The organism is Marinicellulosiphila megalodicopiae, assembly GCF_045862395.1.
Classification (GTDB): Bacteria; Pseudomonadota; Gammaproteobacteria; order Pseudomonadales; family Natronospirillaceae; genus Marinicellulosiphila; species Marinicellulosiphila megalodicopiae.
The window spans coordinates 3,290,640-3,303,703 of record NZ_AP023087.1 but is presented as its reverse complement, the minus strand read 5'-3'; the positions used below and the strand labels follow the sequence as shown (position 1 = coordinate 3,303,703).

The following is a 13,064-nucleotide window of genomic DNA, read 5'->3' as shown; positions in this document are numbered from 1 at the left end:
AAATTTAGCAACTAAGTTTTAAACTGTTAATAAAAATAGGAGTGTTAAGTGACCCAAGATACCGTTAAACAAACTGAACAATCAGTTGAGTCAAAACAAGATACCAAACAAATGAACAGCCACATATCAGCTGGAATTAAACATTATAAAGAGTTTGTATTAAACTGGTTGGACGTGCGTAATATCCCTTCGGATTCAACAAAAATGTATATCATCGAAGGCGATCAATATTCGATTGTTAACAGCCAAGACGACATAGACGCAGCACAAAAAAAAGGAGTCAACTTTAGAATAGGACACTTAGTTGTGCTAGTACGTGAACTATTTTCAAAAGAGCAAGGCATTGTATCAGCCATGCAAATGTTAGAATTTTTAAACGCATCAGAAAAGTCCGTAGAAAATGATAATTACCTAGATGCCTTTATCTCCTATTCAAGCGCCCTTGAAAAAATGGAATATTTAGTAAAAGCCGATTTTAATCGAAACAATCAATCCGCATAAAACCCATCCCTTTCGCCCTGCACCATCAAAGTAGGTGCGAGATTCATAGACACAAGGATGTGACTAACTAGAATTGTGCCTAGATCGTTCAATAATTGTAAAACACACCTGTAGGTTCGGGATTTATTCCGAAAAAACTAACCTCATTCTGTAGGTTCCGGATTCATTCGGAAAAACCATCTGTGGTGCGGGATTCATAGACACAGGGATGTGACTAATTAGAATTGTGCCTAGATCGTTCAATAATTGTAAAACACACCTGTAGGTTCGGGATTTATCGTCACAGGGATGTGACTAATTAGAATTGTGCCTGGAGCATGCAATCGTTCCGAAAAAACTAACCCAATCATTAAAACCAAATATGTTGAAAATCTCACAATGAATCCCGACCCTGTAAGTTCGGGATTTATTGTGAAAAAACAAACCTTAATCTGTAGGTTTCGGATTCATTCGAAAAAACCATCTGTGGTTCGGGATTCATAGACAAAGGGATGTGACTAATTAGAATTGTGCGCGCCTAAATGGACTTAGGTGGTAGAGCGACGCATGCCTAAATCGATTTAGGTAGTAGAATTATGTCTGGAACAAATAATCGAGGATGCCAAGCCGAAGAGCATGCAATCGATGCACAAAAAAACTAAAATAATCGGTCATCCTCGATGGTTTGTTATCGGTGATCCAGTGCCTTTCATTCTTACTAGCAATTTTTAAAAATACAAGCCATGTACAAAAATTGATGGATTTTTTTACTGTATTCATGGAGGTAATTTGGTATTGTTTGCCTTGATAAATTCACTTAATGGTTTCTATTTAATTGACCCTTTAATCGGCTCAAGCCAAATAGTTAAGCCCCTTACTCCCTTAAAAGGATATAGACATGTCACAAGTCAATCTTAAAACACTTATCTCTAAAAATAACAAATACTGCAAGCGCACATTAGAAGGCGCTGCGGGTTTATGCCTGTCTCGAACGCATCAAAACGTTGAGATCGAACATTGGTTGATGAAACTAATTGAAGAGCCAACAGCAGACATTAATCTTATTTTTGGCTACTACAGCGTATCTCTTGAAACCGTAGTCGATGACATCAACAAATACCTAGAAAACCAACGCACGGGCAGCGACGAAACCCCAGCGTTTTCAACACATTTAGTCAAAGTGCTAAACGAAGCTTGGGCAATTGCGTCACTTGAATTCAGTGACACTCAAATTCGCTCTGTTTATATTTTAATGTCTGTATTGTCACAAAATAACGCATTAACCACAGGCAACCCTATTTCAGCGCAGTTAGATAAAATTGACTTAGCCCATTTAAAATTAAACTTTAATGAGATTATTGGCGATTCAAGCGAGCAGCCACTTGGCGCTAATTCTGCAAATCAATCCAGCTCAAACAACACAAACAGCAAAACCCCAGCGTTAGATCAATTCACAGTAAATTTAACGCAACGTGCACGCGACGGTAAAATTGACCCAGTGATTGGTCGAGACGATGAAGTGCGTCAAATCATCGATATTTTGTCTCGTCGTCGTCAAAACAACCCAATCTTAACCGGTGAAGCAGGCGTAGGTAAAACTGCTGTCGTAGAAGGGTTTGCAAACAAAGTCGTTGCGGGCGAAGTGCCACCAAGTTTGCAAAATATTGAATTACGCACATTAGATTTAGCCTTGTTACAAGCAGGCGCTGGCGTAAAAGGCGAATTTGAAAACCGCCTAAAAGACGTAATCAAAGAAGTACAATCATCCGCGACACCCATTATTATCTTTATTGATGAAGCTCACACATTAATTGGCGCAGGTGGTACAGCCGGCCAAGGCGATGCAGCGAACTTAATTAAGCCAGCGTTAGCTCGTGGCGAGTTACGTACCATTGCTGCAACTACATGGGCAGAATATAAAAAATACTTTGAAAAAGATCCAGCATTAGCGCGTCGTTTTCAAGTGGTTAAAATTGAAGAACCATCAACCGAAAAAGCCATTCAAATGTTACGCGGCTTATCAGGCACCATGATGAAACATCACAGTGTTGATATTTTAAACGAAGCGGTCATCGCAGCGGTGCAATTGTCTGATCGATACATTACAGGTCGTCAACTGCCAGACAAAGCCATTGGCTTATTAGATACTGCCTGTGCGCGCGTGCAATTATCTCAAGCAGGCGTACCCGCAAGAATTGAAGAATTAAATTACAAATTATTCAAAAACAAAACCGAGTTAACCTCCTTAGAGCGTGAAAATATCGTCACAGGTGAATACGAACAACAAATTCAAGACATCCAAGAAGACGACATCGTATTAGAAAAACAACTGTCCGAATTACAAACATTGCTTGAAAGCGAATTAGCGTTAGTAAAAGAAATCAGCGCCGTAAAAGACGAACTAAAAGAACAGTTTGCAGCGCAAGAGCCCGACCAAGACAAAATCAAAACATTAGCTGCAGACTTAAAAGCGAAACAAACGCAATTATCAGAATTACAAAACAACCAACCCATGGTATTTGAATCCGTCGATGCCCAAGTGATTGCCGAAGTGGTAGCAGACTGGACAGGCATTCCAGTAGGGCGTATGCAATCAGATGAAGTACAAGGCATATTAGATTTAGAAGATCGCATGCGCGAACGAGTAGTGGGCCAAGACCACGCACTAAAAGCCATCACCAAAATCGTACAAACCTCAAAAGCGAAATTAACCGACCCAAGTCGCCCAATTGGTGTGTTTATGTTGGCAGGCACCAGTGGGGTAGGTAAAACAGAAACTGCATTAACCTTAGCCGAAAACGTATACGGCAGCGAAGCAAACGTGACAGTCATTAACATGTCAGAGTTTAAAGAAGAGCACAAAGTATCGTTATTGTTAGGCTCGCCTCCAGGTTACGTAGGATACGGCGAAGGTGGCATCTTAACCGAAGCCGTACGTCGCAAACCTTACAGCGTCGTATTATTAGACGAAATGGAAAAAGCGCATCCAGGTGTGCACGATATTTTCTTCCAAGTGTTTGATAAAGGCATGTTAAAAGATGGAGAAGGTCGAGACATCGATTTTAAAAACTGCATCATCATCATGACATCCAATGTTGGCACCGACACCATCATGAACCTTAAAAAATCTGGACAGCCAATGCCAGACGAACAAGGTTTATCAGAAGCGATTCGTGATGACTTATTAGGCGCGTATAAACCTGCATTTTTAGGCCGAATCAAAGTGATACCATACTTACCATTAGAAGATGACGTATTGTTAAATATCACCAAAATTCAATTAGGTAAACTAAGCAAACGCGTAAAAGACAACTACAGCGCGACACTAACATTTACCGACGAAGTTGCCATTAATATCGTACAACGCTGCACCGAAGTCGACTCAGGTGCGCGTAATATTTATCAAATTATAAACAATACGATTTTGCCAGATTTATCAGAAGCATTTTTAAACAAAATGTTAGAAGAGGGTGATATTGATACTGTGACAGTGAGTGTGGGCGAAGGCGAAAAAGCGAATACGTTTGAGTATGAGTTTGTGATGGTTTAAATGAACATCCCCCCTTCGGATTAACTCGAAGGGGATTTAATCTAATAATTAAAATTTATTAGATTTATGTGAATTTTAAGTATTTTAAAATAAAAAAGCATGATTGAAATCGGTAATTAATTACAAAATTTAAAAGGTATTTAGTATGTATGAATTTAGATTTGAAACTTCTTCAGGGTGCATTAATAATGATCTACTTGTAGTTGAAAAATTCTCAGGCACAGAAGAAATTTCTGAATTATATAGGTATGAGATCATATTAACTGTTAAAAATCATGAAATTGAACATGAAGATTTTATGGGCAGCAATTGTACTTTAATTATTGGTGAAAAAGATCTAATTACTGACTCGAATGTAGTTGAAAGAAAAATTCATGGAGTGGTTTCTAGATTTTGTCAATTAAAGCCAATCAAACTTGATGACGATAAAGGGGTGTTATATCGTTATAAAATTATTTTATCTCCTAAGCTTTGGGTATCAACCCAGTCATCTCAATATCGTATATTCCAAAATAAAAATATTATTGAAATAATAAACGAAGTACTTGAAGCGCCAAATGGATTAGTCGTATCTGATAACCCACAGGCTAAAGCACAATTAGGGGAGTCATCAGATGATGTTGTCTTTTTATTAGAAGAAGAATTAGACGTAATAGAATATAAAGTTCAATATAATGAATCAGATTTTGCGTTTATTTCAAGGCTACTTGAACATCATGGTATTTATTATTATTTTGAACAACTCGAAGATAAAGAGCGAATTGTTTTTTGTGATCAAATGGATGACTTTCCAATAACTGGTGATTCTGTTGCAGTTTATAACCCTGATTATAATGTGAAATCAGCGCAACAAAATATTATTTATGAATTAAATAAAATTCATAATCATGTGCTCTCGAATGTTATTTCAACTGATTTTAGTTTTACGCAAAGTCATGTGAATCAGCAGGCGCAAATAACAGGCAGCTCAAATGGAATTGGCGTTTTACAAACCTATGGAGAACATTGTAAATCACCTCAGGAATTAGAAAAGATTACTGAAATACGGACACAAGAGTCAGCCTGTCGTATGAACAGTATTGAAGGCAAAGGGCTTAATCCACGTTTTAGTGCGGGTCATATATTCACTTTAAAATCAGCATCAGTTTTAATGATTTCAACTATAAAACAAGATTTTAATTATTTGCTGACTAAGGTAAATCATTTTGGGGAACAAGTGATAGATCCATCTGGAAATGTAGGTGCTACAGAATATTATAATGAGTTTGAATCAACAGAAGCAGACATACAATTTAGGCCTATTCGAAATACAGCAGTTCCAAAAATGTATGGAATAATGAATGGCTTTATTGATTCTGAACAAGACGGAACTAGGGCCGATCTTGATGAGATGGGACGTTATTTAGTAAGAATGCCTTTTGATATCAGTGATACTGCAGAAGGTCAAAAATCAAAACGTATAAGAATGGCACAACCTTATGGTGGAGCAAATGCTGGTTTCAGTTTTCCGATTTTAAAAGGTACAGAAATAATTTGGGCATGCATAGATGGTGACGTTGACCGTCCAATTATTATTGGTGTCGTTCCAAACCCAGAACATAGAAGCCCTACCAATATAAATAACAACAGAAGCGCAATAATTAAAACTCATAGTGGTATCACCATGAGTTTTAACGATGGTGAAGGAGTCGCACAACAATCAAATGGTTCATCAAATGGGCAGCAAGGCAATCAACGTATTGAGCCAGTAGAAAATATCCGAACACACTCAAATGTAAAAACTAGTGAAAATGCACTTCATGAAAAAGAAATTGATACTGAACCTTCAATAAAGATTAAAGACACACAAAAATATTCAGTGATAAATAATAGTGTCAATATTAAGTTAGACGAAACAGAAAAAGTATTAGTTGAAGACTTTAATGTGATAAATCAAACATCAGTTCAATCTTTAGAAATGCAACAACAGCAAGAAGTGTTATTAACGCAACAAGATAATTATGTAATGAATGAACAATTAGGTAAGGGGAATAATTTTAAATTGCATGTGCCTTATTTGCATATGGATCATAAAACTGGGGTAGTGGATGAAGCTAAAAAAGGGTTTTCGTATTTAAGAATGGGGAACCATGGGGAAGGTGAGAAAATTGAATATGGAGCAGGTAATACTCAAACGAGCCCTGAAAATGTTGAAATAAATACAAAAAATTCTAGTTGGGTTGATTATACTTCTGGGAATAGAACTACAGTTACTGATGGTGAAAAAACGGAAATTATTAATGGTGGGAAAAGTACTTTTGTTGTGTATAGCCCAACACCTGAGGAAAGTAAGAAAAAAATTGCTTATAAAAAAGTTATTTCATATGATGAAAGTACTGATAAAACAAAAGTGGTCACAGTCGATAATACTAAACAAAGTAAATTTCTAAGAGACTATAAAGAAGAGTTTATCTTAGGAGGTAAAATAGAAGGTATAATAGGGTCAGTTACATCATATTTTGGAGGTGTGAAAACTGATATTTCTACAGGTACCCAAGTTTCTGTTTGTGCTGATGTGAAAGTAAATGTAGGTGCTTCACTTGACCTTACGTGGACTAAAGGGGCAATAACGTCAATTTCCAAAGAAGTTTCAAAAGGTGCTGATGATAAGGTTGATTTGTATGTTGCTAATCATGATACGCTAAATACTGATTTCGAAGATTTTTCAAAAAATGGTGTGGCTGGTGTTTCTACAGTTGCAGCTCTGGGAGGTTTTGCTTTAGGTATGGTAGGTGCAAGTGATGGCGGTGGAGATATTGAAGATATAGCGGCACAGAAATTATCTTCAGGTGGCGGCTGGTTACTATCAGCAGGTTTATTAGCCTTAGCAGCAAAAGTTGCAAATAAAAATAGTAAGGTTAGTAAAGGGTTTACACCCGAAAAAAGAAATTCTCAATTAAAAATGGATAAAGTTTTATCAAGTTTGGCAGTAGGGGATGGCAGTAAAGTAAATAATCAAGTTTATTTAGATAATGAAAAAGTTACGATAGGAACGGGTTTAAAGAAAAATAAATTTGATAGCCAATCAGAAATTGAAGTGGTTGATAATAAATGTGAGGGTAGTTTTTTAAATATGGACGAAAAGAAAACCTATATTCGTTCGGGTAAAGGCGGTGAAATTGAATTAAGCACATTTGATAAAGAACAATTTATTAAATTTTATAAAAAAGGAAATGTACAGCTTCGAGCTAAAGATGGAGAAGATTTAAAGATCTCTAATAGTAATCAAACTATAACTATAAAGAAAAAAAGTATTAATATAAAAGCTGATGATATTAAATCTACTGGTAAATGTAAATTGGGTAAAAGTAGTTCATTAACAGTTGAATAAAATATGTAATCTATTTAATTGGATTAAATATATAGAAAATCATTTTGATTTATAACGGTTTTTGAGAGGATAATACAATATGAAGAGTGAAAAATATGATTGTGCATGATTTTGTAATTAAAAATACTTTTAAAACTATATTGGCAATTAATGGTATTGTATTCAGTTTATTGTTTATTGTTTTGTTATTATCCTCAATGTCAATTGAGCAAATACTTACAGTACCATTAAGTTGGCTTACTAATTCAGTTGTAACCCAAACTAGTGAAAGTTATCAATATGGTTCTGTTTCAGGGAATATAATTTCCAGTTTCTACCAGATAAATGAAGGCATAATGAAACCAATAAATGCACTTTCTTACAATATAATTGGTGCCATTTTTTTTGGAGCAATTATATCCATATTGGTTTTAATCTCGACCATGATAAAGAAATTATGGTTGATTAGTTTTAGAGTTTTCATAATATGGTCACCTTCTTATATTTTTCTAATTTTACTAAAAATTGATTTATCATATACAATTTTGGAATTTGTTGCTTAATGACATTGTCTATTAGTCTGAAACACACGATTGAGAAATTCAATAGGGTCAAATCGTACGCCGTTACCGGCAATATATCTAGCAGGTTAAAGTCCTGTCCTAGGAATTACTCATTCACCTAGGTAGCACTGAAAAGCAGTGTTCAAGTAATTGGATGCTGTAAGTTTTTCAAAGGCGAAACCGCAGACCGCAACGCAAGTGAATCTGTTTAGCCTCGTTAACTAAATAAGGACGCTGACTCTCTGATTTGAAGGGGAAAGCTGTCATCTTTCAATCAAAAATATGATTTCTAATCTGTCTTTTTTAGACAGTCACAAACATGTTTAATGAGCATGAACGAAAGAGTCCTTCGGGGTTATAAGAGTGGTATGTGGTGGAAGATACATTGTGCAGGACGGGAGATCCAATAAGGTGATTTTTGCAGAATCAACGGTCATTTATAAGCGAAGAGCGAAATGATGACGGGCTTTATTGGAAGTCAGAGGGGCTAATAGTACCGTTTGAGGGTGAGCGACAACATAACGACACCCAAGGGAAGTGGCTCTACTTTATTCATGTAACCAAAGAGGAAAAGGCTCAGATGATTGCATTATGCTATTAACATCTTCCAGTTTGAAAAAACGAGTCGGTGACCTTCAGAGGAAACTATTTCAAAAAGCCAAACAACAATCCACATTTTGCTTTTATTCAATCTATGACAAGGTTTATCGTTTGGATGTCCTGCAATATGCTTACGAACTTGTTAAGAAAAACAATGGCAAACCTGGTTTAGATCGGGTGACATTTGAAACAATAGAACGAGAAATATCAAAGTGGCGTTACTTAAATATTTTACAATCTAAGCTTAAATTTAATTCCTATCAATCCAGTCCAATTAAACGTGTCGACATACCGAAAGGTAATGGCGAAACTCGTCCGTTGGGTATCCCGAATATTGAAGATCGAATCATCCAAATGGCTGTTAAAATTGTCATTGAACCAATTTTTGAATCGGGCTTCAGTAATAACAGTTACGGATTTCGTCCTAATCGATCGGCTCATCAAGCCATGAACAGTATTACTCAATCGTTAAGATCGGGACATACACAAGTGATTGATGCTGACCTGTCGAAATACTTTGATACCATCGCGCACGTTAAGCTCATGAAGTTAGTATCGCTGAGAGTTTCTGATAAGAAAGTATTAGCGTTATTAAATCAATGGTTAAAGTCGGTGGTGATCAAAGTAGAAAAGAGCGGAAAACAAACGGTTATTGCAGGTGGTAAGAAAAGTAAATTAGGCACACCTCAAGGTGGTGTTATCTCGCCATTATTGGCCAATATCTATCTGGATGTATTGGATAGAATATGGGACAAACACAATTTAGCATTTAAATTAAAAGCGAAAATAGTCCGATACGCTGACGATTTAGTGATTCTTTGTAAAAATGAAACAGATGCATCATATAAAGTGTTAACACAAGTTTTGGGTAAATTAGATTTACAACTTAATGGAGACAAAACTGAAGTGGTAGATTCGCTAAAAGAGAAGTTTAATTTTCTAGGTTTTGAAATTTCAATGGCAAAAAGCAAACAATCAGGAAAAGTATTCCCGATGGTTGAGCCGTCACAGAAACCGATGAAAAAAGTAAGTGAGAAGATTAAATTTTACACTCGAAGAGCGATGAATCCAGTACCGATAAATGAAGTGGTTAGACAATTAAATGCAACAGTCAGAGGCTGGTGCAATTATTTTTATTATGGTTACGGTCATCGAAAAATAAAGAAGATCCGATACTATATGGAAGAAAGTCTGCGACACCAACTAAGGTACAGACACAAGGTGAGAAATAGAGGGGCGAGTTATCATAAATTTCCAAGGCAGTATTTGTACGGTTATTTAGGGTTGTATCAGCCACCAGTAAAACCGCGTTGGAAAGTTGTGCATGCTTGAGAAGAAGGATATCGGAAAGCCGTATGCGGGAGAACCGCACGTACGGTTTGATGAGGGGAGGCTGTCATGTTTTTTTAGATGTGGCTGTCTTCTACTCTATTTGACTTCAGACCGCAGGAACGCACTAGTGATGTCCGAAGTCAAGCTTTGACCCCCCTTTTTCTTTCTAGTGATGTCCGAAGTCAAGCTTTGACCCCCTTTTTTCTAGGTGCTCCATTTTTTATAATATGAAACATTAATTATAAAAATGGTGCATGTAGCTATTAAAATAAAGTACCAATGTTAGAGAATGTAGTTGTCCACTAATTAGATTGAAGGAGGTTAATGTATGAAAAATAAATCATATAAAGAATTGTTGAAAGAAAATGGTAAATATGTATTTTGGATAACGATATTTATAGTGTTAATGGGAATATCTGTCCCAGAGATTTTTACTATTCCTGTTGGTTGGATTATTAATTCAAATATAACTTATGAAACTTATAGCTATCAATTTGGTTCTAATAGTGGTACTCAGTTCACATATTATATCCAGCTAGCCGGGGAGAGTTATTTAAGAGAGTTTTGGTTTTTTATATACATATTTGCAATTATTTTATATGTATTTTTATTAGGGGTCGGCTCTGTACTTTTTAAATATATTAAAGGTAATAAACATGTTGAGTATAAATTACTTGTGTTATTGCTCCCATTATTAGTAGTGCTATTGATTTTGAAAATAGATACTTCACAAGTGATATTGAAATTCTTAATTAATACATATTAATCATTTAGGGTAAATAACAAGGAACCTCCTAAACTTTGAAAAGCCTCAATTTAAACAAACTTATTGTCTCATTAGTCTGACACACACGTTTGAAATATTTAGACACAAATAAAAAATGGCCATTCAACCATTTTGATCTATCCTAAAAAAATTAGGGTCATAAATACTTTTGGGGTCAGGCCTTACATTTGACGTGGCGCGATATTAACTTATACTAATGTATTTGAATTATGGGCGGGTAATGTATGGCTAGGCCGTTAAGAATTGAATTTGCTGGAAATTCAATAGGGTCAAATCGTACGCCTTTACCGGCAATATATCTAGCAGGTTAAAGTCCTGTCCTAGGAATTACTCATTCACCTAGGTAGCACTGAAAAGCAGTGTTCAAGTAATTGGATGCTGTAAGTTTTTCAAAGGCAAAACCGCAGACCGCAACGCAAGTGAATCTACTCTTTTGAATTTAATAGCGCCTCGTTAACCAAATAAGGACGCTGACCCTTTGACCTGAAATTCAATAGGGTCAAGAAATTCAATAGGGTCAAATCGTACGCCGTTACCGGCAATATATCTAGCGGGTTAAAGTCCTGTCCTAGGAATTACTCATTCACCTAGGTAGCACTGAAAAGCAGTGTTCAAGTAATTGGATGCTGTAAGTTTTTCAAAGGCGAAACCGCAGACCGCAACGCAAGTGAATCTGTTTAGCCTCGTTAACTAAATAAGGACGCTGACTCTCTGATTTGAAGGGGAAAGCTGTCATCTTTCAATCAAAAATATGATTTCTAATCTGTCTTTTTTAGACAGTCACAAACATGTTTAATGAGCATGAACGAAAGAGTCCTTCGGGGTTATAAGAGTGGTATGTGGTGGAAGATACATTGTGCAGGACGGGAGATCCAATAAGGTGATTTTTGCAGAATCAACGGTCATTTATAAGCGAAGAGCGAAATGATGACGGGCTTTATTGGAAGTCAGAGGGGCTAATAGTACCGTTTGAGGGTGAGCGACAACATAACGACACCCAAGGGAAGTGGCTCTACTTTATTCATGTAACCAAAGAGGAAAAGGCTCAGATGATTGCATTATGCTATTAACATCTTCCAGTTTGAAAAAACGAGTCGGTGACCTTCAGAGGAAACTATTTCAAAAAGCCAAACAACAATCCACATTTTGCTTTTATTCAATCTATGACAAGGTTTATCGTTTGGATGTCCTGCAATATGCTTACGAACTTGTTAAGAAAAACAATGGCAAACCTGGTTTAGATCGGGTGACATTTGAAACAATAGAACGAGAAATATCAAAGTGGCGTTACTTAAATATTTTACAATCTAAGCTTAAATTTAATTCCTATCAATCCAGTCCAATTAAACGTGTCGACATACCGAAAGGTAATGGCGAAACTCGTCCGTTGGGTATCCCGAATATTGAAGATCGAATCATCCAAATGGCTGTTAAAATTGTCATTGAACCAATTTTTGAATCGGGCTTCAGTAATAACAGTTACGGATTTCGTCCTAATCGATCGGCTCATCAAGCCATGAACAGTATTACTCAATCGTTAAGATCGGGACATACACAAGTGATTGATGCTGACCTGTCGAAATACTTTGATACCATCGCGCACGTTAAGCTCATGAAGTTAGTATCGCTGAGAGTTTCTGATAAGAAAGTATTAGCGTTATTAAATCAATGGTTAAAGTCGGTGGTGATCAAAGTAGAAAAGAGCGGAAAACAAACGGTTATTGCAGGTGGTAAGAAAAGTAAATTAGGCACACCTCAAGGTGGTGTTATCTCGCCATTATTGGCCAATATCTATCTGGATGTATTGGATAGAATATGGGACAAACACAATTTAGCATTTAAATTAAAAGCGAAAATAGTCCGATACGCTGACGATTTAGTGATTCTTTGTAAAAATGAAACAGATGCATCATATAAAGTGTTAACACAAGTTTTGGGTAAATTAGATTTACAACTTAATGGAGACAAAACTGAAGTGGTAGATTCGCTAAAAGAGAAGTTTAATTTTCTAGGTTTTGAAATTTCAATGGCAAAAAGCAAACAATCAGGAAAAGTATTCCCGATGGTTGAGCCGTCACAGAAACCGATGAAAAAAGTAAGTGAGAAGATTAAATTTTACACTCGAAGAGCGATGAATCCAGTACCGATAAATGAAGTGGTTAGACAATTAAATGCAACAGTCAGAGGCTGGTGCAATTATTTTTATTATGGTTACGGTCATCGAAAAATAAAGAAGATCCGATACTATATGGAAGAAAGTCTGCGACACCAACTAAGGTACAGACACAAGGTGAGAAATAGAGGGGCGAGTTATCATAAATTTCCAAGGCAGTATTTGTACGGTTATTTAGGGTTGTATCAGCCACCAGTAAAACCGCGTTGGAAAGTTGTGCATGCTTGAGA

At 36.3% G+C, this 13,064-nt stretch carries 7 protein-coding genes; all 7 read left to right on the top strand.

The window, feature by feature from the left end; genetic code table 11:
• Positions 1 to 48: 48 nt before the first annotated feature.
• The 7 genes from TYM08_RS14260 to ltrA (TYM08_RS14230) all read left to right on the top strand — a co-directional run bounded on the left by TYM08_RS14260 (position 49) and on the right by ltrA (TYM08_RS14230) (position 13,062).
• Complete coding sequence (locus TYM08_RS14260; protein ID WP_422379819.1) at positions 49 to 501, top strand: hypothetical protein; 453 nt, start codon at positions 49 to 51, stop codon at positions 499 to 501.
• An 877-nt stretch (positions 502 to 1,378) separates the two neighbouring features.
• Complete coding sequence (gene tssH, locus TYM08_RS14255) at positions 1,379 to 4,030, top strand: type VI secretion system ATPase TssH (protein WP_422379818.1); 2,652 nt, start codon at positions 1,379 to 1,381, stop codon at positions 4,028 to 4,030.
• A 145-nt stretch (positions 4,031 to 4,175) separates the two neighbouring features.
• A complete protein-coding gene (locus TYM08_RS14250; RefSeq protein WP_422379817.1) occupies positions 4,176 to 7,400 on the top strand; it encodes a type VI secretion system Vgr family protein in 3,225 nt (1,074 codons plus the stop codon).
• A 95-nt stretch (positions 7,401 to 7,495) separates the two neighbouring features.
• Complete coding sequence (locus TYM08_RS14245) at positions 7,496 to 7,942, top strand: hypothetical protein (protein WP_422379816.1); 447 nt, start codon at positions 7,496 to 7,498, stop codon at positions 7,940 to 7,942.
• Between the two features lie 591 nt (positions 7,943 to 8,533).
• Positions 8,534 to 9,874 carry a group II intron reverse transcriptase/maturase gene (ltrA, locus tag TYM08_RS14240; protein ID WP_422379814.1) on the top strand — a complete coding sequence of 447 codons (1,341 nt, stop codon included), beginning with the start codon at positions 8,534 to 8,536 and terminating at the stop codon, positions 9,872 to 9,874.
• Positions 9,875 to 10,202: 328 nt separating this feature from the next.
• Positions 10,203 to 10,640 (top strand): hypothetical protein, encoded by a 438-nt coding sequence (locus TYM08_RS14235; RefSeq protein ID WP_422379815.1) that lies wholly within the window; start codon positions 10,203 to 10,205, stop codon positions 10,638 to 10,640.
• Positions 10,641 to 11,721: 1,081 nt separating this feature from the next.
• The gene (gene ltrA / locus TYM08_RS14230; RefSeq protein WP_422379814.1) at positions 11,722 to 13,062 is read left to right on the top strand and encodes a group II intron reverse transcriptase/maturase; all 1,341 of its coding nucleotides are present in this window, start codon (positions 11,722 to 11,724) and stop codon (positions 13,060 to 13,062) included.
• Positions 13,063 to 13,064 lie beyond the last annotated feature (2 nt).